The following is a 23458-nucleotide window of genomic DNA, read 5'->3' as shown; positions in this document are numbered from 1 at the left end:
CCCCCCCCCCCCCCCCCCCCCCCCCCCCCCCCCCCCCCCCCCGCCCCCCCCCCCCCCCCCCCCCCCCCGCCCGCCCCCCCCCCCCCCCCCCCCCCCCCCCCCCCCCCCCCCGACGATCAGGTCACCTGATCACCGATGAGGTCGAGGGTGGCGGCGGGTCCGGTGCAGCCCCGGCCCGGTCGACCGTCATGATCGGACCCCGTGACACGTGACGGGGGACCCCCACCCGGGGACGCCCGGCGCGGGCCCCGGCGCGGGGGAGTGGCACGGGCGGCGACGCTCCTGATCTCCCTCACCGCCGTCAGCCAGCTCCTCGGGTTCGTCCGGGACGCCGTCATCGCCGCCGTCTTCGGTGCCGGCGCGGCGCTCGACGCCTACCTCGTCGCCCAGGGCGTCATGAACCTGGTGCTCGCGCTGGTCGCCGGCGCGCTGGCGCGGGCAGTGGTGCCCCCCGTCGCCCGTGCGGTGGCCGCGGACGACGGCCCGCGGGCCGATCGCACGGTGCGCACGGTGCTGACCCTCGGCACGCTGGTGCTCGTCGCCGGTTCGGTGCTGATGTTCCTGGCCGCCGAGCAGGTGGTCGCGGTGCTGGCCCCCGGCTTCGACGAGGCGACAGCAGCGCTGACCGTCGAGCTCACCCGCATCGTGCTCATCGCCGCCGTCTTCATCGCCGCCACGGACATCCTCGCGGCCGCCTGCCAGGCCCACGGCCGCTTCTTCGCCTCCGGGCTGCAGGGCGTCCCCTTCAACCTCGTCATGATCGGCGCGGCGCTCTGGGCTGGCGCGCGTTTCGGGATCGAGGCGCTCGCGGTCGGCTTCGTCGTCGGCTCCGCCGTCCGCATGCTCGTCCAGCTCCCTGCCGTCCGCGCCGCCGGCATGCGGCTGCGGCCCCGGCTGGCCCTGCGCGATCCGGACGTCCGCGAGGTGCTCCGGCTGACCCCGCCCCTGCTGGTCGGCAGCGCGGTCCTCAACGTCAACACGCTCGTGGACCGGGCCGTCGGCTCGGCGCAGGGGGAGGGCGTCATCACCGCGCTGAGCCTCGGCTTCCGCGTGATCCACCTCGTCGACGCGCTGCTCGTCGCGACGGTCGTGGCCGCGCTGTACCCGACGTTCAGCGCCGTGGGCGCACCCGACCGCCGGGCCGACCTGCGCGCCCTCGTGGACCGCACGTCACGGCTGCTCGTCGCCCTGCTGGTCCCCGTGGTCGCCGCGCTGGTCGTGCTGGCCCGGCCGGTCGTCCAGTTCCTGTACGGCCGGGGCGACTTCGACCAGGCCGCGGTGACGGCGACGGCCACCGCCGTCGCCTTCTCGGCCGCGGCGGTCCTCGGCATCGCGCTCCGGTCCACCACCGCTCGGGCCAGCCTGGCGGTCGGGGACAGCCGGACCCCCACGGTCGTCGCCGTGGCCGCCATGGTCGTCAACGTCGTCGGCGACCTCACCCTGGGGGTCGCCTTCGGCATCGCGGGCCTGGCGGCGTCGACGAGCCTGTCCCTGCTGCTGGCGGCGGCGCTCGCCGTGGCCCTCCTCGCGCGCCGGCACGCCGCTGTCACCCCGCGGGCACTGGTGGGGACGGTCGCGCGCACCTCCGCGGCGGCAGCCGCCGGGGGGCTCGCCGCCACGGCCGTGCTCGCGGGGTGGGCGGGCGAGCCGGCGGACACGCTGACCGCGGCCGGTCAGATCGTCTCGGGAGGCCTCATCGGGGCCGCCGTCTACGCCGCCGCCCTGGCCGCGCTGCGCGGGCCGGAGCTGGGCGAGCTGCGCGACCTCGCACGCCGCCGTCTGCGGCGCCCGGTCTCCTGAGCCGCCCACCGACCTCCCCCCGTGCGGGCGAGCGGGACGGTGCGCCCACCCGCAGCCCGACCCGACCTCATAGGGTTGCGCGATGCCTTCTGCCGGTCGCGCGCTCGTGCTCACGTCGAGCCGGGACCGCGGGGCACTGGCGGCCGTCCGCGCGCTCGACCGGGCCGGCTGGCACGTCGGCGTCGGGTCGCCCGACGCGGGTGGCATGGTCGCCGCCTCCCGCTCCAGCCGGCGGACCCACCACGTACCCCGCCCGCGTGGGCACATGGACGACTTCGTGGCGGCGGTCCGGCGCGCCGTCGCCGGGGGCGGGTACGACGTCGTCTTCGGCAGCGGCGATGACTGGATGGCGGCCCTGGCGGTCAGCGCGGGATCGGTACCCGCAGTGGTCGTCCACCCGCCGGCCGAGGTCGCCCTGGCCGCGCTCGACAAGGCCGAGCTGGCGCAGCGCGCCACCGACGCGGGGCTGCCCTCCCCCCGCACGGAGCTGGCGACCCCGGCCGCGCTCGCCGGCTGGACCGGACCGGTCGTGGTGAAGTGCCGCGCCCACTGGCAGCCGGGTCTGCGGCAGCGGCTGCGCATCGAGGCGCGCCGCTACCCCGATGTCGAGCAGGCACGGCCCCGGGTCCGGCTCCTGCAGGACGCGGGCTTCGAGGCGGTGCTGCAGGAACCCGTCGACGGGGAGCTGGAGGCGCTGGTCGGGCTGCTGCACGAGGGCCGGCTCCACGGGCGCGTCCAGCAACGCGCGCTGCGGCTGTGGCCGACGCCGAGCGGGGTCACCAGCCGCGCCGTCACCGTGCCGGTCGACGAGGAGCTCGCCGCCGGTGCGACCCGGCTGCTGACCGGGCTGGGCTGGTCGGGGCTCGTGCAGCTGCAGTTCCTGCGCGACGATGACGGTGGCCTGCGGCTGATCGACCTCAACGGCCGGTTCTTCGGGTCGATGGCCCTGTCGACCGCGGCCGGGCCCAACCTCCCGGACGCCTGGGCACGGCAGGCGCTCGGGCTGCCGCTGCCGCCGCTGCCCGACGGGACCGCCGGGGTGCGCTACCTCTGGACGGCGGGCGACTTGCGGCGGGCCGCGGCCGAGCGCCGGGGTGGACTGCTCGCCGACGGCGCCTCGGTCCTGCGCTGGTTCCCGGGCGCCGTCTCCAGCGTCTGGGACGTCCGCGACCCGGGGCCGACCCTGGCCCTCGCCGCCGAGCGCGTGCGGCGGCGCCGGGTCTGATCCCGGCCCGGGCGTCAGCCGCGGCGGCGGGTCTCCGGGAAGAGCAGGTCGACGAAGCGCTCCGCGGTCGGCTGGGGCTCGTGGTTGGCCAGCCCCGGCCGTTCGTTGGCCTCGATGAACACGTAGTCGGGCCCGCCGACGTCGGGCACGAGGAAGTCGATCCCCGTCACCGGGATGTCCAGCGCCGTGGCGGCGCGCACCGCGGCATCGGCGATCTCCGGGTGCAGCCGGTCGGTGACGTCCTCGATCGTGCCCCCGGTGTGCAGGTTCGCCGTCCGCCGCACCTGGATCCGCTCGCCGTTGCGCGGGACGTCGTCCATGTCGTAGCCGGCCGCGGCGATGACCTCGACGGTGGTGTCGTCCAGCGGGATCCGTGACTCGCCACCGGTCGCCCGCTCCCGGCGGCGGCTGGTGGAGCGGACCAGGTCGGCGACGGTGCTCCGGCCGTCGCCGATGATCTCCGCGGGCCGCCGGACCGCGGCCGCGACCACCTCCCGGTCGATGACGACCACCCGCAGGTCCTGGCCGGGCACCAGCTCCTCCACGAGGACGTCGGGGCAGAACTGGGCCGCGTGGTGGACGGCGCGCTGCAGGGCGGCGTCCCCCTTGACCCCGACGGTGATGCCCTTGCCCTGCTCTCCCCGCGCGGGCTTGACGACGACGGCGTCCACCTCGCGCAGCAGGGCGGAGGCGGCCGCCAGGTCCTCCGCGGTGGCGCGGGCGCCCCGGGCCACCCGGACCCCCGCCCGCTCCATGATGCGGCGGGTGACGCGCTTGTCGTCGCAGCGGCTCATCGCGACCGCGGTGGTGAACTCCGAGAGCGACTCGCGGGTGAGCACGGTCCGGCCACCGACCGACAGCCGCATCTCGCCCCACTCGGCGTCGGTGACCTCCACCCGGATGCCCCGGCGCAGCGCCTCCTCGGCGATGATCAGCGCGTAGGGGTTCAGGTTCTCCAGGCCGGGGGGCCGGGCGGCGAACAGCGGCGTGTTGATCGGGTTCTTCCGCTTGACGCAGACCGCCGACACCCGGGTGAACCCGAGCTTGCGGTAGAGCGCGATGGCGCCGCTGTTGTCGTGCATGACGGAGAGGTCGAGGTAGGAACGGCCACGGCCGACGTAGCGCTCGGCGAGCACCCGCACCAGCGCCTCACCCGTCCCGGGCGGGGCGTCCTGGTTGTGCACGGCCAGGCACCACAGGCTGGTGCCGCCCTCGGGGTCGTCGAAGGCCAGGACGTGGTCGACCCCGGTGACCGTGCCGACGATGGCGCCCGTCCGCCGGTCCTCGGCCACCAGGTACGTGAAGCAGCGCGTGCGGTGGTTGCGCCACATGACGTCGGCGTCGCCCACGACCATGCCGTTGAGCGCGTAGATCTCGTTGATCCGGTCCATGTCCGCGCGCGAGGTCGCGGTGCGGACGAACACCCCCCGGATCAGCTCGTGCCGCGCCCGGTAGCGGTGCAGGTCCAGCCGGTAGGTGTAGCTCGGGTCGATGAACAGCTCGTCGGGTGCGAGCCCCACCAGCACGTGCGGGTCCCGGGGGTAGATGCAGATGTCGCGCTCGCCGGTCTCCTCGGCGCGCAGCGCGTCGACGATGCCCTCCAGGTCGGAGAAGGTCTGGCCGTAGACCAGCCGCCCCCACCCCATGTCGAGCACGACGTCGGACTGCATGCCCTGCAGCTGGTGCTCCGACGGCTCCCGCCACGAGTGGTCGGTCAGCGCGGGCGTGCTGGCCACCGCAGTCCGGCGTCGGTGGCCGGCGAGCCGGGGTGCCATGGTCATCTCCCTCAGACCGAGTGCGTCTGCAGCCACAGCTCCAGCAGGCCCAGCTGCCAGAGCTTGTTCCCGCGCAACGGGGTCAGCTCGCCGTTCGGGTCGGCGAGCAGCTCCCGCACGTACTCGGGACGGAACAGCCCGCGGTCCCGGGCCGCATCGCTGGAGAGGGCGTCCCGCACCAGGTCCAGCACCTTGCCCTGCAGGTGGGTGATCGCGGGCACGGGGAAGTAGCCCTTGGGCCGGTCGATGACCTCCGGCGGGATGATGCGCCGTCCGATGGCCTTGAGGATGCCCTTGCCGCCGTCGGCCAGCTTCAGCTCCGGCGGGCAGAGGGCCGCGAGCTCCACGAGGTCGTGGTCGAGGAACGGCACCCGGGCCTCCAGGCCCCAGGCCATGGACATGTTGTCCACCCGCTTCACCGGGTCGTCGACGAGCATGACCTCGCTGTCCAGCCGCAGCGCGGCGTCGACGGCCGTCTCGGCCCCGGGCGCGGACATGTGCTCGCGCACGAAGGCCAGGCTCGGGTCCTGGTCGAGCGCGTACCGGCCGGAGACCACGTGCCGCATCTGCGCATGGTCGCGGTCGAAGAAGGCCTTCGCGTAGGTGCGCACCGCCTCGTCGCGGTCCACGCCGGCCAGCGGCGGGTACCAGTGGTAACCGGCGAAGACCTCGTCGGCACCCTGGCCCGACTGCACCACCCGGATCGACTGGCTGACCCGTTCCGAGAGGAGGTCGAAGGCGACGACGTCGTGGCTGACCATCGGCTCGGCCATGGCACCGATGGCGTGCCCGAGCGAGCCGGCCAGTTCGTCGGAGCCGACGCGGATGCGGTGGTGGTCGGTGGCGAAGCGCTCGGCGATGACGTCGGAGTACTGGAACTCGTCGCCCTCGCGGCCACCGACGGACTCGAAGCCGATGGAGTAGGTGGCCAGCCCGGTCTGGCCCTCCTGGGCCAGCAGGCCGACGATCAGGCTCGAGTCCAGCCCGCCGGAGAGCAGCACGCCGACCGGGATGTCCGCGACCAGGCGGCGCCGGACGGCGACCCGCAGCGCCTCCTCGATCGCGTCCTCCCAGTCGCGAGCGGACCAGTTCGCGTGCTCGGGACGGCGCTCGTAGGTGGCCTCCCAGTAGCGGTGCTCGCGGCTGGTGCCGTCGGGCTCGATGACCCGGACGGTGGCCGGCGGCAGCTTGCGCACGCCGTTGAGGATCGTCCGGGGCGCGGGGACCACGGCGTGCCAGGTCAGGTAGTGGTGCAGGGCGACCGGGTCGACGGAGGTGTCGACCTCACCGGCGCGCAGCAGGGCCGGGAGGGTCGAGGCGAACCGCAGCCGCTTGCCCGGCGTCTCGGAGAGGTACAGGGGCTTGATGCCCAGCCGGTCGCGCGCCATGACCACCCGGCCGGTGTCCCGCTCGGCGATGACGAAGGCGAACATGCCGTGCAGGTGCGAGACGACGTCGGTGCCCCAGTGGTGGTAGCCCTTGAGGATCACCTCGGTGTCGCTGTGCGAGAAGAACCGGTAGCCGTGGCCCTCGAGCTCGGCCCGCAGCTCCTGGTAGTCGTAGATGCAGCCGTTGAAGACCGCGGTCAGGCCCAGCTCGTTGTCGACCATCGGCTGGGACCCGCAGGTGGTGAGGTCGATGACCGAGAGCCGGCGGTGCCCGAAGGTGATCCGCCCGTTGCTCCAGAAGCCCTGGCCGTCCGGACCGCGGGGGACCAGGGACTCGACCATGCGGGTGACCGCTGTCGTGTCGGCCATCGAACCGTCGAACGTGATCTCGCCACTGAGGCCGCACATGCAAGATGATCTAACCCCTCTCGGCGGAAATCCGCTCGTCGAGACTCCCCCGGGCGGGGCGGTCGTGGCGCACCTCACGCGCGGTTCCACGTGGAACGACGAAGCAGGAGCCGCCGTCCCGACCGCCGCATCCTGGCTCACCTGACGGGGTCCTGGCTCACCGTCCACCGTGAGCCAGGACCCCGGACGATCAGGTCACCTGATCAACAGCGGGGCGGCGATCCCGGCGACGGTGGGCTCAACTCCACGGGACCGCGACCCGCCGCCCACCGAGGTCGTGGACGTCCACCTCGACGTCGAACACCTTCCGCAGCAGCTCCGGGGTCATCAGCTCGGCGGTGGGCCCGGCGGCGACGAGGTGGCCGTCGCGCATCGCGACGATGCGATCGGAGTAGGCCGAGGCGACGTTCACGTCGTGCACCACGAGGACGACGGTGCGGCCCAGCTCGTCGGCCATGCCCCGGAGCATCCGCATCATCTGGACGGCGTGCCGCATGTCCAGGTTGTTCAGCGGCTCGTCGAGCAGCACGTAGTCGGTGCCCTGGCACATCACCATCGCGACGTACGCGCGCTGGCGCTGCCCACCGGAGAGCTGGTCCAGGTGCCGATCGGCCAACGGGCCGAGCTCGAACCAGTCCAGCGCCTCGTCGATGCGTGCGCGGTCCTCGGCGGTCAGCCGCCCACCCGAGTGCGGGAAGCGGCCGAAGGCGACGAGCTCGCGGACGGTCAGCCGCACGGTCATCGAGTTCTCCTGGCGCAGCACCGCCAGCCGGCGGGCCAGCACCGGGCCCGGCGTCCGGGCGACGTCCATGCCGTCGACGAGCACCCGGCCGCTGTCGGGGGGCAGCAGCCGCGCCGCGACCGACAGCAGCGTCGACTTGCCCGCGCCGTTGGCGCCGATCAGCGAGGTGATGCCGCCGGCGGGGACGGTCAGCGAGACGTCGTCGACCACACGGGTGCCGCCGTAGGACTTGCAGACGCTCTCGATCTCGATCACTGGCCGTGCTCCCTCACTGACGGGGCTCCCGGACGAGGAGGGCGATGAAGACGATCCCGCCCACGAAGTTGATGACGATGCTCAGCGCCGAGTTGAAACCGAACACCCGCTCGAGCACCAGCTGGCCGCCCACCAGGGCGAGCACCGCGAGCAGCGCCGCCCCGGGCAGCACCCAGGCGTGCCGGTGGGTGCCCAGCAGCTGGCGGGCGAGGTTCGCCACGAGCAGCCCCAGGAACGTCACCGGGCCGACGAGCGCCGTGGCGACGCCCACGAGCACCGCCACCGCCAGCAGCGCCCGGTTGACCACCCGCCGGTGCTCGACGCCCAGGCCGATCGCGGTGTCACGGCCGAGCGCGACGACGTCCAGCCGGGGGAGCAGCCGCCACACCGCGACCGTGACCAGCCCGACGACCACGGCCGACAGCGTCAGCAGCCGCACGTCGACGGAGTTGAAGCTGGCGAACATCAGGTCCTGCAGCGTGAGGAACTCGTTGGGGTCGATGAGCCGGGAGACCAGCAGCGTGAGGCTGAGGAAGAGGCCGCCGAGCACCACGCCGAGCAGCACCAGGACGTACACGTCGCGCGCGGTGCGCCCGAACAGGAGGCGGTAGAGGCCCGCGCCGAAGGCGACCAGCACGACGACCTCGACCAGGAACCGCAGCCGCGGGTCGGTCGAGGTGACCGTCGAGGCGCCGAGCAGGAAGACGCCGAGGGTCTGGATCAGCACGAAGAGCCGGTCGAACCCCATGATCTCGGGGGTGAGGATCCGGTTGTTCGCGACCGTCTGGAACAGCACGGTCGACACCGCGATCGCCACCCCGACCACGACCATCGCCGCGACCCGCCGGCCGCGCATCTGCAGCGCGAAGCTCCAGGACCCGCTCACCCCGACGGTCAGGAAGGCGGCGACGGCGACGACGGCGAGCACCGCCAGCACGACCAGCGTGCGACGCCGGCGGGTCGCCTGCTGCGCCGCGGTCGGTGACCCGGTGCGGTCCAGGACGCTCACGAGACCCCCCGGCTGCGCGCCCGCAGCAGCAGCGCGATGAACAGCACCCCGCCGATGACCCCGCCGACCATGCCGACGGGGACCTCGTAGGGGTAGCGGATGATCCGGCCGAGGACGTCGCAGACCAGCACGAAGGCCGCTCCCGTCAGGGCCGTCACCGGCAGCACGCGGCGCAGGTTGTCCCCCATCGCCAGCGTGACGATGTTGGGGACGACGAGGCCCAGGAACGGGATGTTGCCCACGGTCACCACCACGATGGCGGTCACCACCGAGGCGATGGCCAGCCCGGTCGTGACCACCTTCGTGTACGAGACGCCCAGGTTGATCGCGAAGCTCTCGCCCATGCCGGCCGCGGAGAACCGGTCGGCGAAGAGGTAGGCCACCACGGTCGCGGCCAGCACCAGGTACAGCAGCTCGTAGCGGCCCGACAGCACGCCGGAGAAGTCGCCGTTCATCCAGGCGTCGATGGACTGCAGCAGGTCGAACCGGTACGCGAGGAAGGCCGCGGCGGCGCTGACCACGCCACCGAGCAGGATGCCGACGAGCGGCACCACGAGGATGTCGGTGAGCACCATGCGGCGCAGCAGCCAGACGAAGAAGAAGGTGCCGGCCAGCGAGAACACCGTCGCGATCGTCATCTTGCCGAGCAGCGAGGCGCCGCCGAACCACAGCGTGGCGACGACCAGCCCCAGCCCCACCCACTCGGTGGTGCCGGCGGTCTGCGGCGAGACGAACCGGTTGCGGGTCAGCGACATCATCACCAGGCCCGCCACCGCCGTCGCCGAGCCGGCCAGCAGGATCGCCAGCAGCCGGGGCACCCGGCTGGTGAGGAACACCCGCGCCTGCGCCTCGTCGGGGTCGAGGAGGTCCAGCGGCGTGAGGTCGCTGACCCCGATGAACAGCGAGCCGAACGAGGCGGCGGCCAGCAGCAGGAGCGCCACCGCGATGTGCCACCGTTGCACGCCGCGCGGAGAGAGCGTGCCGGTCATGCTCGTCGCGTCACTCGACGCTGGCCGCGATCTCCTCGACCATCGCCTCCACCGACGGCAGCCCGTTCGGCGTGAGGTACCAGTCGGTCGAGTCGAGGTAGTAGACGGCGTCGTCCTGCCACGCCGTCGTGCTGCGGACCAGGTCGTTGTCCAGCACCTGCTCGGCCGCCTCGCCGGCCTCGCCGATGGCGGCGTCCCGGTCGATGACGTAGAGGATGTCCGGGTTGGTCTCGGCGATGAACTCGAAGGAGATCGCGTCACCGTGGGTGGCGTCGCTGACGTTCTCGTCGGCCGGGGCCACGCCCAGGACGTCGTGGATCAGCCCCCCGAACCGCGAGCCGGGGCCGTAGGCGCTGACCTCGCCGGCGGTGGTGAGGACGATCAGGCCCGTGCCCGCGCCCTCGGCCGCCTCGGCGACCTCGGCCGTCCGCGCGTCGAGCGCCTCGAGGCGCTCGGCCACCGCGTCCTCCTCGCCGAAGACCTCGGCGAGGGCGGTGGTGCGCTCGGTGAAGGACTCCAGGAAGTTCGTGTTGTCCACGCTGAGATCGATGGTCGGAGCGATCTGCTCGAGCTCGGGGTACACCGCGGCCGACCGGCCACCGACGATGATCAGGTCGGGCCCGAGGGCGTTGACGGCCTCGTAGTCGGGCTCGAACAGCGAGCCGACCTTCGCGTACTCGTCGCCCCCGTACTGGCTCAGGGACTCGGGGTAGGCGGCCTCCGGCACGCCGTCGACCTCGACGCCGAGGCTGTCCAGCGTGGCCAGGCTGCCCAGGTCGAACACCACGACCGTCTCGGGGTCGACCGGCACGGTGGTCTCGCCCTGCGCGTGGGTGACCGTGACCTCGGCGGAGCCCCCGGTCGACGCGGTCTCGGCCTCGGTGTCGTCGCCGCCGCAGGCCGACAGCGCCAGGACGGCGGAGAGGGGCAGGGCGAGGGCGGCGAGCGGCCGGGCGCTGGTACGCATGGGTCTCCGATCACGACAAAGGTCAGGCACGCCTTAGTTAGGCGGGCCTAAGGTGTCATACCGGTCCCGGATGGTCACCAGCGGGGGGGGGCACACGGGCCCCCGATCCCGGGGGACGGACGGCCCGGCGGGAGGATGAACCCCGTGCCGGCACCCGATCTCTCCCGCGGAGGGCTGCGGTGACGCCCGTCCTCGTCGTCGCCGCCACCGTCGTCGCCGTGGTCGTGGTCGTGCTGGGACTCGCTTCCAGCGCCGCCGGCCGGCGGATCGGCGTCCTGCACCTGGCCGGGGCGGGCCTGCTGGAGGCGCTGCTCGTGGTGCAGGCCGTGCTCGCGTTCGCGCGGATGGAGGACGGCACGCCCGCCGACACCCCGACGTTCCTGGGCTACCTGTTCGGCGTGCTGCTCATCCCCGTCGCCGGCGTGCTGTGGGCACAGGCGGAGCGCACCCGCTGGGCGGGCACCGTCCTGGCGGTCGCGGCGGCCGCCGTCGCCGTCATGCTCTGGCGCCTGCTGCAGCTGTGGGAGGCGACCGGTGCGTGAGCGCGGGCTCGGCCGCCCCGCGGAGCCGACCGCGACGGGGACCACCGCCGGACCGGCGCGCGTGCTGGTGCTGGTCTACGGGATCTTCGCCCTCGCGGCCGGGGCCCGCGCGGGGGTGCAGCTGGCCACCCGGTTCGACGAGGCTCCCCTGGCATACCTGCTGTCGGCGTTCGCGGCGGCGGTCTACGTGGTGGCCACCGTGGGCCTCGCCCGCGGGGGGCGCGGCCGACGAACCGCGCTGGCCGCCATCGTCGTCGAGCTGATCGGCGTCCTGGTCGTGGGCACCCTGTCGGTGGCCGACCCAGCGGCCTTCCCCGACGAGACGGTGTGGTCCGGCTACGGCCGGGGCTACGGCTACGTGCCGCTCGTGCTGCCCGTCCTCGGGCTGGCGCTGCTGGCGCGGCGCCGACGGCCGGCCCGGTGACCGGCGGGCCGGCTCGGAGGTCACCGCCGAGCCGGCCCGGGGAACCGCGGTCAGTCCCCGCCGCTGCGCAGCAGGCCGTAGGCGCCACGGTGGAAGAGCAGCGGACGGCGGTCGGGCGCCGCACCCAGGTCGAGCACCCGGGCGACGGCGATCGTGTGGTCGCCGCCGTCGTACTCGGCCCACAGCTCCCCGTCGATCCAGGCCACGACGTCGTCGAGCACCGGCGAGCCCTGCGGGCTGGGCGTCCACGGGACCCCGGCGAACTTGTCGGCGCTGGACCGGGCGAAGTTCTGCGAGACGGCGTCCTGCCCCTCGGCCAGCACGTTCACGCAGAACCGGCCGATCTCCCGCAGCCGGGCCCAGGTGCGCGAGGTGCGGGCCGGGGCGAGGGCAACGAGCGGCGGGTCCAGTGACAGCGAGCTGAACGACTGGCAGGTGAAGCCGATCGGCCCGTCGGGGGTGTCCGCGGTGACCACGGTGACCCCGGAGGCGAAGTGCCCGAGCACGTCCCGCATCACCCGGGGATCGACGATCCGCGGCGGCTCGGAGACCGCGTCGGCCGGCATCAGCGGGCTCCGCCGGAGCGCGGGACCGACCGGCCGCCGGCGCGGTACAGCGAGCTCGGCAGCTCGTGGCCCACGGCCTGCTCGGTGACCCGGGCAGCGTCCAGCAGCGCGTCGAGGTCCAGGCCGGTGCGCACCCCGGACTCCTCCAGCATGTAGACCAGCTCCTCGGTCGCGATGTTGCCGCTGGCGCCCGGGGCGAACGGGCAGCCGCCCAGCCCGCCGACCGACGCGTCCAGCTGGGTGACCCCGGCCTGCACGGCGGCCAGCGCGTTGGCCTGGCCGGTACCCCGGGTGTCGTGGAAGTGCACGCCGACGGGGACGCCCGGGCAGGCCCGGCGGACCGCGTCGAGGAGGGTGACCACCCGCAGCGGCGTCGTCGTCCCGATGGTGTCACCGAGGCAGAGCTGGTCGGCGCCGGCGGTGACGGCGGCGCGGGCGACGTCGACGGTGCGGGCCACCGGGGTGCGGCCGTCGAACGGGCAGTCCCAGGCGGTGGCGATGATGACCTCGAGCGAGCCACCGGCGCCATGGGCCAGCGCGGCGATCTCGCCCACCGCGGCGACGGCCTCGGCGGTGCCGCGGCCGGCGTTGGCGCGGCTGTGGCCGTCGGAGGCCGAGACGACGTACTCGAGGTCGGCGACGCCGGCGTCCACCGCCCGGACGGCACCGCGCGGGTTGGCGACCAGGGCCGACCAGTGCACCTCCGGCCACCGCGCCAGCTCGGCGGCGACCTGATCGGCGTCGGCGAGCGCGGGCACGGCCTTCGGGGACACGAACGACGTCGCCTCGATCCGGCGGACGCCGGTGGCGACCAGCGCCTCCAGCATCGCCAGCTTGCCGGCCAGCGGCACGGGTGCCTCCAGCTGCAGCCCGTCGCGCATGCCCACCTCGCGGACGTCGACCGAGCTGGGCAGGACCAGGTCGAACTCGTTCATCTGCGTCTCCTCGGCACCGGCAACGTTGCTCCCCCCGCATCCTCCCCCTCCGCCCTGTCGTTCCCCCGATCAGGCGTCTCGGAACGGCGACAGGCGGCCCGGCCAGCGAACCGTCGTCCTCGTCGCGCAAGATGGAGGTGGCACTGGAGGTGTGCAGTGGGCGAGGTGGCGGACGCGCTGCCCCCGGCGGATCGGCGGAGTGTCTTCGCCAACGCGCCGATGGGGATCGCCTTGACGACCCCTGGCGGCCTCCTCGTCGACGTCAACCCCGCGCTCGCGGAGATGGTCGGCCGCTCCGCCGAGGAGCTGCACGGGCGCTCGGTGATGGACCTGGTCCACCCCGACGCCGTCGCGGCTGCCCAGGAGGCGCACGGCGTCCTCACCGCCGAGCCCGGCCGACCGATGCGGCACGAGACCCGGCTCACCCGGGTCGACGGCTCGCACATCCCGGTGCAGATCACCGCGTCCTGGGTGCCCGAGACGCCCGACGGGCAGGCGGCGCACCTGGTGCTGATCGTGGAAGACATCACCGAGCGCAAGGCGCTCGAGGCGCAGCTGGTGCACCGCTCGCTGCACGACCCCCTCACCGGCCTGCCCAACCGGCTGCTCTTCCAGGACCGGCTGCGGCACGCGCTCGACCGGGGCCGTCGCGAGAAGACCCCCACCTGCGTGCTGATCATCGACCTCGACGGCTTCAAGGCGATCAACGACGAGCTCGGCCACCCGATGGGTGACCTGGTCCTCGTCTCCTTCGCCGACCGGCTCCGCTCGGTCCTGCGGGCCAGCGACACCGCGGCCCGCCTGGGCGGGGACGAGTTCAGCATCGTCTGCGAGAACACCGAGCGCCGCGACGCCGAGGCCCTGGCCGACCGGCTGCGCACCACGGTCACCGAGCCGCTCGACCTCGACGGCACCCGGGTGCCCGTGGGGATCAGCATCGGCATCGGCACGGCCAGGGGCGGCGAGGAGCCGGAAGAGGTCTACGAGCGGGTCGTGCGGGCCGCCGACGACGACATGTACGCCGACAAGGCCCGCCGCCGCCGGGCCGGCCGCCGCCGCTGACCCGCGTCCGCGGAGCAGGGCCGCGGCGGGCTGCGGTCAGCCCAGGGCGCGGCCCACCGCGATGGCGCGGGTGTCCGGCGCGGCCACCCGGGCAGCGTCGGCCTCCTGGTCGCCCAGTTCGGTCTGCGAGCGGCGCTCGGCCTCCACCCGTGCGGTGTAGCTGGCCACCTCGTTGGCGATCCGCTGCTCGTCCCAGCCCAGCACGTCGGCGACCGCGCGGGCGACCGGCTCGGCGCACACCACGCCGCGGTGGGCGGTCTCGATGGAGATGCGCGTCCGGCGGGCCAGCAGGTCGTCCAGGTGCAGCGCCGCCTCGTGCGCGGCCGCCCACACCATCTCGACCATGAGGTACTCCTCGGCCCCGGGCACCGGGTCCAGCAGCTCGGGTCGCCCCTCGGCCAGCGCGAGGACGTCGGGGGTCAGGGACCCGAACCGCTTCAGCAGGTGCTCGGCGCGGAACCGGGGGATGTCCCACCGCCGGGAGAGGCCGTCGAGGGAGTTCAGCATCGCCGCGTACCCCTCGGCGCCCACCAGGGGGATGTTCTCCGTGACGCTCGGGGGCACGGTGCGGCTCACGTCCACGGCCACGGCGTCCACCGCGTCCGCGGCCATCGGGCGGTACGTCGTGTACTTGCCGCCGGCCACGGCGATCACGCCGGGCATCGGGCGGGCGACGGCGTGCTCGCGGGAGAGCTGGCTGGTCGACTCGCTCTCGCCGGACAGCAACGGGCGCAGGCCGGCGTAGACGCCGGTGATGTCGTCGTTGGTGATCGGCACCGCCAGCACCTCGTTGACCCGCTCGAGGATGTAGTCGATGTCGGCCTTGCTGGCCGCCGGGTGCGCCTTGTCCAGCGCCCAGTCGGTGTCGGTCGTCCCGATGATCCAGTGGCTGCCCCAGGGGATGACGAAGAGCACCGACTTCTCCGTGCGCAGGATCAGCCCGGTCTCCCCGTTGATCCGGTCGCGGGGGACGACCACGTGCACGCCCTTGCTGGCCCGCACGTGGAACCGCCCGCGCCCGCCGACCAGCGTCTGGATGTCGTCGGTCCACACACCGGTGGCGTTGACCACCACCTCGCTCCTGACGTCGACCTCCCGGCCGGTCTCCACGTCCCGCACCCGGGCCCCCACGACCCGGCCGCCGGCGTGGGCGAAGGAGACCACCTCGGCGGAAGTCAGCACGGTGGCCCCGTACGCCGCCGCGGTGCGGGCCACGGTGAGCGTGTGCCGGGCGTCGTCGGCCTGGGCGTCGAAGTAGCGGATGGCGCCGACGAGGTAGTCCGGCTTGAGCGCCGGGAACAGCCGCCGGGCGCCGGTGCGGGTGAGGTGCTTCTGCGCCGGCATCGGGTCGGCGAGCGCGCCGAGCCGGGCCAGCCCGTCGTAGAGGGTCAGCCCCGCCGCGACGTAGGGCCGCTCCCAGTGGTGGGTCAGCGGGTACAGGAAGGGCACCGGCCGGACCAGGTGCGGGGCGAGCCGGTTGACCGACAGGTCACGCTCGTGCAGCGCCTCCCGGACCAGGCCGAAGTCGAGCTGTTCCAGGTAGCGCAGACCCCCGTGGAACAGCTTCGAGGAGCGGGAGGAGGTGCCGCTGGCGAAGTCGCGGGCCTCGACCAGGGCCGTGCGCAGACCGCGGGTGGCGGCGTCCAGCGCCACCCCGGCCCCGGTCACCCCGCCGCCGACGACGAGGACCTCGAAGCCCTCCTCCGCGAGCTCGGCCCAGGCCTGGGCGCGCTGCTCCGGCCCGAGCGGGCGTACTGCCGTCATCTGCACTCCCCGGGGGATGCCCGCCCACCGGACGGGAACGCGCTGGGAGGTGCCCGGGCACCGGTGCACCTCCGTGTCACTGCTCTCCGCCGCGGGCAGGCGTCCTCCGCCACCCCCGGCTACCGGCCACGGTAGGTCGACCCCGGACGCCCGTCGACGTGCGGCGTCCTACATCGTCGCACCGGAAGAGGGAACGACAGCGTCCCGGATGCCCTACCGTCGGGCGCCATGCCGGGCACCGTGCAGTCCATCGAGCGGGCCGCGGCGATCCTGCAGGTGATCGCCGGGGCGCGGAACGCACTCGGGGTCACCGAGATCGCCGAGACCGTCGGGCTGGCCAAGACCACCACCCACGGCCTGCTGCGCACGTTGCTGCACGTGGGGTTCGTGGCGCAGGACCGGGCGACCGGCCGGTACAGCATCGGCCCGGGCCTGCTGCGGCTGGGGAGTTCCCTGGACGTCAACGAGCTCCGCGCGCGCGCATCGAACTGGGCCGACGCACTCGCCGCCCGCAGCGGGCACACGGTGCGGCTGGCCACGCTCGCCGGCGAGGACGAGGTGGTCGTCGTCCACCACGTCTTCCGGCCCGACGACTCGGCCCAGGTGCTCGAGGTGGGGGTCGCGCTGCCCGCGCGGACGACGGGACTGGGCAAGGTCCTCCTGGCGCACGCGCTCGAGCCCCGGCCGGCGCGGACCGCCACCGGGAACCGCGCCGCCGGGCTGGCCGAGGTGCGGACCCGCGGCTGGGCGGCCGACCGGGGGGAGCACGAGCCCGGCCGCGGGTGCATCGCCGCCCCCGTCCGGGGGCCCGGCGGGCCGGTCGTGGCCGCGCTGGGCGTGAACGGCCCCGTGACCTCGTTGTTCGACGGCCGTGGCGCGCCCCGGAGCCTGCTCCTCGGCATGGTCACCGATGCGGCCACCGCCGTCTCCCGGGAGCTGGGGTACGGCGGTGCCTGACCGGTACGTCCTCGCCGTGGACCAGGGGACGACGTCGACCCGCTCCCTGGTCTTCGACCGCGGTGGGCGCATGGTCGCCGTCCGGCAGCGGGAGCACCGGCAGTACTTCCCCCGCCCGGGATGGGTCGAGCACGACCCGATGGAGATCTGGGCGAACACCCGGTGGACCGCCGACCAGGTGCTGGCCGACGTCGGTGGTGCGGGCACCGTGGTCGCCCTCGGCATCGCCAACCAGCGGGAGACCACCGTCGTCTGGGACCGGGCCACCGGCCGGCCCGTGCTGCGGGCCCTGGTCTGGCAGGACACCCGGACGGCGGACCTGGTCGCCGAGCTCGGCGCGCGCCCGGAGGCACCGCTGGTGCCCGAGCGCAGCGGCATGGCGATCGCCGGCTACTTCTCCGGGCCGCGGCTGCGCTGGATCCTCGAGCACGTGCCCCGCGCCCGGGAACGGGCGGAGCGCGGGGAGCTGCTGTTCGGGACGATGGAGACCTGGCTCATCTGGAACCTCACCGGCGGGCCGGACGGTGGCCTGCACGTCACCGACGTGACCAATGCCAGCCGCACCCTGCTGATGGACGTCCGCGCCTGCCGCTGGGACCCGGACCTGCTGGACTTCTTCGGCATCCCCGCCCCGATGCTCCCGGAGATCCGGCCCTCGGTCGGCGTGCTCGGCCCGGCGACCGCGCTCGCGCAGCCGTTGCCCATCGCCGGGGCGCTCGGCGACCAGCAGGCGGCGCTGTTCGGGCAGGCGTGCTTCGCGCCGGGGGAGGCCAAGTGCACCTACGGCACCGGGAGCTTCCTGCTGCAGAACACCGGCACGGAACTGGTGCGCACGCGCTCGGGCTCGATCAGCACGGTGGCGTACCAGCTGGCCGGGGAGCCGCCCCGGTACGCGCTGGAGGGATCGGTGGCCGTCGCCGGCGCGCTGGTGCAGTGGCTGCGCGACGGGCTCGGGCTGATCGGCACCGCGCCGGAGGTCGAGACGCTGGCCCGCACGGTGGAGGACAACGGCGGCTGCTACGTCGTCCCCGCGTTCTCCGGCCTGCTGGCCCCGCACTGGCGGGGCGAGGCCCGCGGGCTGGTGGCCGGGCTGACCTCCTACGTCACCAAGGGGCACCTGGCCCGGGCGGTGCTGGAGGCCACCGGCTGGCAGACCCGGGACGTGATCCAGGCGATGGCGGCCGACTCGGGGCTGTCGCTGCCGGCGCTGCGGGTGGACGGCGGGATGACCACCAACAACCTGCTGATGCAGTTCATCGCCGACGTGCTGGACACCCCGGTGGTGCGCCCGATGGTCGGGGAGACCGTGTCGCTCGGTGCCGCGTACGCCGCGGGTCTGGCGGTCGGGGTCTGGTCCGACGTCGCCGCGCTGCGCCGCAACTGGCACCGCGCGGCGCAGTGGACGCCGTCGCCCGGGCGGGCGCAGGCGCTGACCGCGGAGTACCCGCGCTGGGAGCGCGCGGTGCAGCTCAGCATCGCGTGGGGCGCGCCGTGATCGTCACCGTCCGATGATGTCGAACCGCGACTGTTGTCCAGGTCACAGGAGCCCTCCTACGGTCCGCAGAACGGGCTCGGCGGTGGTGACCACCGCCGCGTCCCCGACATCCACGGTCCGCTGTACGGCGGGCCCGCCTCGAGGAGCGCCTACACGTGGACACCCTCGGTCTCTGGACCGTCTTCGGGAGTGAAGTACTCGGCACCGGCATCCTGTTGCTGCTCGGCGTCGGGGTGGTCGCCAACGTCGCCCTGCCCAAGACGTTCGGCAACGGCGGCGGCTGGATCGTCATCATCTTCGGCTGGGGGCTCGCCGTCTTCGCCGGCGTCTTCGCCGGAGCGAGCTCCGGTGCCCACATCAACCCGGCCGTCACCGTCGGCCTGCTGGTCAGCGGGACCGACACGTACGCCATCGGCGTCCCCGTCACCGTCGCCACCACGTTCACCTACTTCGCCGGGCAGCTGGTCGGGGCCTTCCTCGGCGCGGTCGTGGCCTACCTGGCGTACTACGGGCACTACAACGACCCCGAGGCCGCCGGCACCCAGCTGGGCACCTTCGCGACCGGGCCGGCCACCGGCACGGTCAAGGACAACGTGATCAGCGAGATGGTGGGCACGTTCGTGCTGGTCTACATCATCCTGCGGTTCGGGGACACGCCCACCCAGCTCGGCCCGCTGGCCGTCGCCCTGCTGGTCGTCGGCATCGGCGCCTCCCTCGGCGGCCCCACCGGCTACGCCATCAACCCCGCCCGCGACCTCGGGCCCCGCATCGCCCACGCCGTCCTGCCGATCCGGGGCAAGGGGGACAGCAACTGGGGGTACGCCTGGGTCCCGATCGTCGGCCCGCTCCTCGGTGCCGTCCTCGCCGGCGGCCTGTCGCACGTCCCGCTCTGACCACTTCCGATCGAGAGGAACTCCCCATGCCGCAGTACGTCGTAGCCATCGACCAGGGCACCACCAGCACCCGCTGCATGATCTTCGACCACGACGGCGCGGTGGTGTCGGTCGGGCAGAAGGAGCACCAGCAGATCTTCCCGCGGGCCGGGTGGGTCGAGCACGACGCGCTGGAGATCTGGCGGAACACCCGCGAGGTGGTCGGGCAGGCGATAGCGCGCAGCGACGCGGGCGCCTCCGACATCGTCGCCATCGGGATCACCAACCAGCGCGAGACCGCCGTCGTCTGGGACCGGGCGACCGGGCAGCCGGTCTACAACGCCATCGTCTGGCAGGACACCCGCACGACGAAGATCATCGACGAGCTCGGCGCGCTCGGCGGCGGCGCCGACCGGTACAAGGACAAGGTCGGGCTGCCGCTGGCCACCTACTTCGCCGGCCCGAAGGTGCGCTGGATCCTCGACAACGTCGACGGCGCCCGGGAGCGGGCCGAGCGCGGCGAGCTGCTGATGGGCACCATCGACTCCTGGCTGATCTGGAACATGACCGGCGGGGCCGACGGCGGCCAGCACCTCACGGACGTCTCCAACGCCTCGCGCACGATGCTCATGGACTACCGGACGCTCGCCTGGGACGAGTCCATCGCCGAGGAGATGGGCATCCCGACGTCCATGCTCCCGGAGATCCGCTCCAACTCCGAGGAGTACGGCAGGGGCCGCAAGGCCGGCTTCCTGGGCGGCGTGCCGATCGCCGGCTCGCTCGGCGACCAGCAGGCGGCGACCTTCGGCCAGGTCTGCTTCGAGCGCGGGATGGCCAAGAACACCTACGGCACCGGCAACTTCATGCTGCTCAACACCGGGGAGGAGGCCGTCCCCTCGGAGAACGGCCTGCTCACCACGCTGTGCTACCAGCTCGGCGACGCCAAGCCGGTGTACGCCCTGGAGGGGTCGATCGCCGTGACCGGCTCGCTGGTGCAGTGGATCAGGGACAACCTGGGCATGATCAAGAGCGCCCCGGAGATCGAGGACCTGGCCCGCTCGGTCGACGACAACGGCGGGGCGTACTTCGTCCCGGCGTTCTCCGGGCTGTTCGCGCCGCACTGGCGCGCCGACGCCCGCGGCGCCGTCGTCGGGCTCACCCGGTACGTCAACAAGGGGCACCTGGCCCGGGCCGTGCTGGAGGCGACCGCCTACCAGACCCGCGAGGTGCTGGACGCGATGAACGCCGACTCCGGCGTCGACCTGACCGAGCTGCGGGTCGACGGCGGCATGGTCGGCAACGAGCTGCTCATGCAGTTCCAGGCCGACCTGCTCGACGTCCCGGTGATCCGGCCGAAGATCGCCGAGACCACCGCGCTGGGCGCCGCCTACGCCGCCGGCCTGGCCGTCGGCTTCTGGTCCGACCTCGACGAGCTGACCGCCAAGTGGGCCGAGGACAAGCGCTGGGAGCCGCAGATGCCTGCCGAGGAGCGGGAGCGCAACTACCGCAACTGGCAGAAGGCGGTGACCAAGTCGCTGGACTGGGTCGACGAGGACGTCAGCTGAAGAAGGACCCCGTCCTCCTCACCCCTCGCAGGCTCGGGGCGAGCCTCCGGACGGGGCCGAGGGGGACGGGCCTCTCAGTAGGTTGTGCGCCTGACTAGTCGGTCGTACTGTGTAGCACGTGACGGAGGACCGCTGGCCCGGGGAGTGGATGCGCGGCGTGCTCTCGCTGTGCGTGCTCCGCGTGGTGGCCGACGGCCCGACGTACGGCTACGCGATCGCCGCCCGGCTGGCCGAGGCCGGCCTCGGTTCGGTGAAGGGCGGCACGCTGTACCCGATCCTGACCCGGCTGGAGACCGAGGGGCTGGTCTCCTCGTCCTGGGAGGCCGGCGACGGCGGGCCGGGCCGAAAATTCTTCACCCTGACCACCGCCGGCGAGCAGGCGCTGCGCGAGCGCGCCGACCAGTGGCGCACGTTCACCGAGCGGGCCGCCGGCCTGCTCTCGTCCCCGTCCGTCCCCGCCTGAGGAGCCCACCATGGGGAAGGTCCTGAACAGCAGCGAGCAGGCCTGGCACGACGCCCTCCTGCTGCGCCTGCGGATGCGCGACGTCCCCGGTGCCCGGATCGGCGAGGTGCTCGCGGAGGTGCAGAGCCACGTCGCCGAGACCGGGGAGCACCCGCGGGAGGCGTTCGGCCCGGCCGCGGAGTACGCCGACCGGGTCGCCGACGTGCTCGGGGCCGCCCCCAGCCGCGGCTGGCGGGACACGCTGCGGGGGCTGACCTGGCGGGACCTGGGAACGGTGGCGTCCATCGGGCTGGCCTGCTTCCTCCTCGCCGACTCCCTGTGGGCCCTCGGTGCCGGGGAGACCTCCGTGCTCGACCTGCCCGCGTGGGCCGTGTGCGTGGTCGCCGCGCTCGTGCTCGCCGCCTGCGTCGCCCGGATCGTCCGCACCGTCCGGCACGACGCCTCCGGGGACAAGGTCGTCGACCCGCGGACCGGTGCCGAGATGGTGCCGCTCCCGCGGTGGGCGGGCGTCGTCCTGTTCGGCCTCCCGTTCCTGATGCTCGCCGCCATGGCCGTGGGCGGGTTGCTCGCCCGCTGACCGCGGCGGAGGCGTCAGCTGCCGAGCGCGGTGGCGACGACGGCGCGCGCCTCCTCCTGCACCTGCGCGAGGTGCTCCGGCCCGCGGAAGGACTCGGCGTAGATCTTGTAGACGTCCTCGGTCCCCGAGGGGCGGGCGGCGAACCAGGCGTTCTCCGTGGTCACCTTCAGCCCGCCGATCGGGGCGTCGTTGCCGGGGGCGCGGGTGAGCTTCGCGGTGATCGGCTCCCCGGCCAGCTCGGTGGCGGCGACGTCCTCGGGGGAGAGCTTGCCCAGCGCCGCCTTCTCCGCGCGGGTCGCCGGCGCGTCGATCCGGGCGTAGGCGGACTCGCCGAAGTGGTCGGTGAGCTGCTTGTGCAGCTTCGAGGGGGACCGGCCCGTCACGGCCTGGATCTCGGCGGCCAGCAGCGCGAGCAGGAGGCCGTCCTTGTCCGTCGTCCAGACACCGCCGTCCCGGCGCAGGAACGAGGCGCCGGCGGACTCCTCGCCACCGAAGCCGACCGACCCGTCCAGCAGCCCCGGCACGAACCACTTGAAGCCGACCGGGACCTCGACCAGCTTTCGGTCCAGGTCGGCGACGACCCGGTCGATCAGCGAGCTGGACACCAGCGTCTTGCCGACGGCGACGTCCTTGGCCCACCCGGGCCGGTGGCTGAGCAGGTAGGCGATCGCGACGGCGAGGAAGTGGTTGGGGTTCATCAGCCCGGCGTCGGGGGTGACGATGCCGTGCCGGTCGGCGTCGGCGTCGTTGCCGGTGGCGATCTGGAACTCGTTCCGGCGGTCGACCAGCGAGGCCATCGCCGCGGGGGAGGAGCAGTCCATCCGGATCTTGCCGTCCCAGTCCAGCGTCATGAACCGCCACGTCGGGTCGACCAGCGGGTTGACCACGGTGAGGTCGAGCCGGTGGCGCTCGGCGATGGCCGCCCAGTAGTCGACGCTGGCACCGCCGAGGGGGTCGGCGCCGATGCGCACGCCCGCGTCGCGGATCGCGTCGAGGTCGATGACCTGCGGTAGGTCGTCGACGTAGGTGCCCAGGAAGTCGTAGGCCTGCGCCGTCCCGCGCGCCTGCTCCACCGGTACCCGGCGGACGCCGGAGAGCCCGGCCCGCAGGAGGTCGTTGGCCCGCCCGGCGATCCACCCCGTGGCGTCGGTGTCGGCGGGCCCACCGGAGGGCGGGTTGTACTTGAAGCCGCCGTCGCGCGGCGGGTTGTGCGACGGGGTGACGACGATGCCGTCCGCGAGCCCGGTGCGCTTCCCCTGGTTGGCCCGCAGGATCGCGTGGCTGATCGCCGGGGTGGGGGTGTAGCGCTCGCCGGCGTCGACCAGGACGGTGACGTCGTTGGCCACCAGGACCTCCAGCGCCGTCGCCCAGGCCGGCTCGGAGAGCGCGTGGGTGTCCCGGCCGAGGAAGAGCGGCCCGTCGTACCCCTGCTCGGCGCGGTACTCGCAGATGGCCTGCGTCGTGGCGAGGATGTGCGCCTCGTTGAACGCCGCGTCGAACGCCGAGCCGCGGTGGCCCGAGGTGCCGAACGCGACCTGCTGCGTCGGCTCGGCCGGGTCCGGCTCGACGGTGTAGTACGCGCTGACCAGCGAGGCGACGTCGATCAGGTCGGCGGGCTGGGCGGGCTGTCCGGCGCGGGCGTCGCTCATGTGGTTGATCTTGGCCTGCGCGACGGGTC

General features: G+C 73.8%; 21 protein-coding genes. 11 read left to right on the top strand and 10 right to left on the bottom strand.

All coding sequences use genetic code 11. The features are described 5' to 3' along the window. Positions 1-201 precede the first annotated feature (201 nt). Complete coding sequence (gene murJ, locus ACI79K_RS16885) at positions 202-1800, top strand: murein biosynthesis integral membrane protein MurJ (RefSeq protein ID WP_456600268.1); 1599 nt, start codon at positions 202-204, stop codon at positions 1798-1800. 82 nt (positions 1801-1882) lie between these two features. Continuing rightward, positions 1883-3025, top strand: a complete 1143-nt coding sequence (locus ACI79K_RS16880) for an ATP-grasp domain-containing protein (protein ID WP_456600267.1) — start codon at positions 1883-1885, stop codon at positions 3023-3025. 14 nt (positions 3026-3039) lie between these two features. Here ACI79K_RS16880 and ngg read toward each other — a convergent pair whose 3' ends face one another. The 6 genes from ngg to ACI79K_RS16850 all read right to left on the bottom strand — a co-directional run bounded on the left by ngg (position 3040) and on the right by ACI79K_RS16850 (position 10558). Next, on the bottom strand, positions 3040-4800 hold the full coding sequence (ngg, locus tag ACI79K_RS16875) for an N-acetylglutaminylglutamine synthetase (RefSeq protein ID WP_456590144.1): 1761 nt from the start codon (positions 4798-4800) through the stop codon (positions 3040-3042). 11 nt (positions 4801-4811) lie between these two features. Beyond that, the gene (locus ACI79K_RS16870) at positions 4812-6596 is read right to left on the bottom strand and encodes an N-acetylglutaminylglutamine amidotransferase (protein ID WP_456590143.1); all 1785 of its coding nucleotides are present in this window, start codon (positions 6594-6596) and stop codon (positions 4812-4814) included. Positions 6597-6834: 238 nt separating this feature from the next. Continuing rightward, positions 6835-7593 (bottom strand): iron ABC transporter ATP-binding protein, encoded by a 759-nt coding sequence (locus tag ACI79K_RS16865; protein ID WP_456589659.1) that lies wholly within the window; start codon positions 7591-7593, stop codon positions 6835-6837. A gap of 13 nt (positions 7594-7606) precedes the next feature. Then, on the bottom strand, positions 7607-8602 hold the full coding sequence (locus ACI79K_RS16860) for an iron chelate uptake ABC transporter family permease subunit (protein ID WP_456595958.1): 996 nt from the start codon (positions 8600-8602) through the stop codon (positions 7607-7609). Then, the gene (locus ACI79K_RS16855) at positions 8599-9591 is read right to left on the bottom strand and encodes an ABC transporter permease (RefSeq protein WP_456589657.1); all 993 of its coding nucleotides are present in this window, start codon (positions 9589-9591) and stop codon (positions 8599-8601) included. Before ACI79K_RS16855 ends, ACI79K_RS16860 begins: the two co-directional genes overlap by 4 nt. Before the next feature lie 10 nt (positions 9592-9601). Continuing rightward, positions 9602-10558, bottom strand: a complete 957-nt coding sequence (locus tag ACI79K_RS16850; RefSeq protein ID WP_456589656.1) for a siderophore ABC transporter substrate-binding protein — start codon at positions 10556-10558, stop codon at positions 9602-9604. A gap of 179 nt (positions 10559-10737) precedes the next feature. On the opposite strand from ACI79K_RS16850, the gene ACI79K_RS16845 reads away from it, so the two are divergent. Together ACI79K_RS16845 and ACI79K_RS16840 are read left to right on the top strand one after the other, a co-directional pair. Then, a complete protein-coding gene (locus ACI79K_RS16845) occupies positions 10738-11100 on the top strand; it encodes a hypothetical protein (RefSeq protein ID WP_456595961.1) in 363 nt (120 codons plus the stop codon). Next, on the top strand, positions 11093-11524 hold the full coding sequence (locus ACI79K_RS16840) for a hypothetical protein (protein WP_456600266.1): 432 nt from the start codon (positions 11093-11095) through the stop codon (positions 11522-11524). Before ACI79K_RS16845 ends, ACI79K_RS16840 begins: the two co-directional genes overlap by 8 nt. A 50-nt stretch (positions 11525-11574) precedes the next feature. On the opposite strand, the gene ACI79K_RS16835 is transcribed toward ACI79K_RS16840, so the two are convergent. Both ACI79K_RS16835 and ACI79K_RS16830 read right to left on the bottom strand, forming a co-directional pair. Beyond that, positions 11575-12090 carry a flavin reductase family protein gene (locus ACI79K_RS16835; RefSeq protein WP_456589653.1) on the bottom strand — a complete coding sequence of 172 codons (516 nt, stop codon included), beginning with the start codon at positions 12088-12090 and terminating at the stop codon, positions 11575-11577. After that, positions 12090-13025 carry a hydroxymethylglutaryl-CoA lyase gene (locus tag ACI79K_RS16830; protein ID WP_456595964.1) on the bottom strand — a complete coding sequence of 312 codons (936 nt, stop codon included), beginning with the start codon at positions 13023-13025 and terminating at the stop codon, positions 12090-12092. Before ACI79K_RS16830 ends, ACI79K_RS16835 begins: the two co-directional genes overlap by 1 nt. 156 nt (positions 13026-13181) lie before the next feature. Between ACI79K_RS16830 and ACI79K_RS16825 the strand changes: the two genes are divergently transcribed. Beyond that, positions 13182-14087 carry a GGDEF domain-containing protein gene (locus ACI79K_RS16825; protein WP_456600265.1) on the top strand — a complete coding sequence of 302 codons (906 nt, stop codon included), beginning with the start codon at positions 13182-13184 and terminating at the stop codon, positions 14085-14087. Positions 14088-14123: 36 nt separating this feature from the next. Here the strand turns inward: ACI79K_RS16825 and ACI79K_RS16820 are convergent, their stop codons facing one another. Then, positions 14124-15851: a glycerol-3-phosphate dehydrogenase/oxidase gene (locus ACI79K_RS16820; RefSeq protein WP_456600264.1), complete on the bottom strand. Its 1728-nt coding sequence runs from the start codon at positions 15849-15851 to the stop codon at positions 14124-14126. 228 nt (positions 15852-16079) lie between these two features. On the opposite strand from ACI79K_RS16820, the gene ACI79K_RS16815 reads away from it, so the two are divergent. From ACI79K_RS16815 to ACI79K_RS16790, 6 genes are all read left to right on the top strand, one after another. Further along, positions 16080-16808 carry an IclR family transcriptional regulator gene (locus tag ACI79K_RS16815; protein ID WP_456589649.1) on the top strand — a complete coding sequence of 243 codons (729 nt, stop codon included), beginning with the start codon at positions 16080-16082 and terminating at the stop codon, positions 16806-16808. Further along, entirely contained in the window at positions 16801-18303 is a 1503-nt protein-coding gene (gene glpK, locus ACI79K_RS16810) for a glycerol kinase GlpK (RefSeq protein WP_456589648.1), read from the top strand. Before ACI79K_RS16815 ends, glpK (ACI79K_RS16810) begins: the two co-directional genes overlap by 8 nt. A gap of 155 nt (positions 18304-18458) precedes the next feature. Continuing rightward, entirely contained in the window at positions 18459-19196 is a 738-nt protein-coding gene (locus ACI79K_RS16805) for an MIP/aquaporin family protein (protein WP_456589647.1), read from the top strand. A gap of 26 nt (positions 19197-19222) precedes the next feature. Continuing rightward, positions 19223-20740, top strand: coding sequence for a glycerol kinase GlpK (glpK, locus tag ACI79K_RS16800; RefSeq protein WP_456600263.1), 1518 nt, complete (start codon positions 19223-19225; stop codon positions 20738-20740). Positions 20741-20858: 118 nt separating this feature from the next. Further along, positions 20859-21203: a PadR family transcriptional regulator gene (locus tag ACI79K_RS16795; protein WP_456595970.1), complete on the top strand. Its 345-nt coding sequence runs from the start codon at positions 20859-20861 to the stop codon at positions 21201-21203. A 10-nt stretch (positions 21204-21213) separates the two neighbouring features. Continuing rightward, complete coding sequence (locus tag ACI79K_RS16790) at positions 21214-21780, top strand: hypothetical protein (RefSeq protein ID WP_456600262.1); 567 nt, start codon at positions 21214-21216, stop codon at positions 21778-21780. A gap of 14 nt (positions 21781-21794) precedes the next feature. On the opposite strand, the gene pgm is transcribed toward ACI79K_RS16790, so the two are convergent. Next, entirely contained in the window at positions 21795-23429 is a 1635-nt protein-coding gene (gene pgm, locus ACI79K_RS16785; RefSeq protein WP_456600261.1) for a phosphoglucomutase (alpha-D-glucose-1,6-bisphosphate-dependent), read from the bottom strand. Positions 23430-23458 lie beyond the last annotated feature (29 nt).

This window comes from Blastococcus sp. SYSU DS0616 (genome assembly GCF_054051015.1).
Note: the sequence above shows the minus strand (reverse complement) of the source record. Positions and strands in the feature narration are given on the sequence as shown.

Excerpts from the sequence above, each read along its gene's own strand:
- ACI79K_RS16880 (WP_456600267.1), top strand. The coding sequence starts at position 1,883 with ATGCCTTCTGCCGGTCGCGCGCTCGTGCTCACGTCGAGCCGGGACCGC.
- ngg (WP_456590144.1), bottom strand. The coding sequence starts at position 4,800 with ATGGCACCCCGGCTCGCCGGCCACCGACGCCGGACTGCGGTGGCCAGC.
- ACI79K_RS16870 (WP_456590143.1), bottom strand. The coding sequence starts at position 6,596 with ATGTGCGGCCTCAGTGGCGAGATCACGTTCGACGGTTCGATGGCCGAC.
- ACI79K_RS16855 (WP_456589657.1), bottom strand. The coding sequence starts at position 9,591 with ATGACCGGCACGCTCTCTCCGCGCGGCGTGCAACGGTGGCACATCGCG.
- ACI79K_RS16850 (WP_456589656.1), bottom strand. The coding sequence starts at position 10,558 with ATGCGTACCAGCGCCCGGCCGCTCGCCGCCCTCGCCCTGCCCCTCTCC.
- ACI79K_RS16835 (WP_456589653.1), bottom strand. The coding sequence starts at position 12,090 with ATGCCGGCCGACGCGGTCTCCGAGCCGCCGCGGATCGTCGATCCCCGG.
- ACI79K_RS16830 (WP_456595964.1), bottom strand. The coding sequence starts at position 13,025 with ATGAACGAGTTCGACCTGGTCCTGCCCAGCTCGGTCGACGTCCGCGAG.
- ACI79K_RS16820 (WP_456600264.1), bottom strand. The coding sequence starts at position 15,851 with ATGACGGCAGTACGCCCGCTCGGGCCGGAGCAGCGCGCCCAGGCCTGG.
- ACI79K_RS16815 (WP_456589649.1), top strand. The coding sequence starts at position 16,080 with ATGCCGGGCACCGTGCAGTCCATCGAGCGGGCCGCGGCGATCCTGCAG.
- glpK (WP_456600263.1), top strand. The coding sequence starts at position 19,223 with ATGCCGCAGTACGTCGTAGCCATCGACCAGGGCACCACCAGCACCCGC.
- ACI79K_RS16790 (WP_456600262.1), top strand. The coding sequence starts at position 21,214 with ATGGGGAAGGTCCTGAACAGCAGCGAGCAGGCCTGGCACGACGCCCTC.
- pgm (WP_456600261.1), bottom strand. The coding sequence starts at position 23,429 with ATGAGCGACGCCCGCGCCGGACAGCCCGCCCAGCCCGCCGACCTGATC.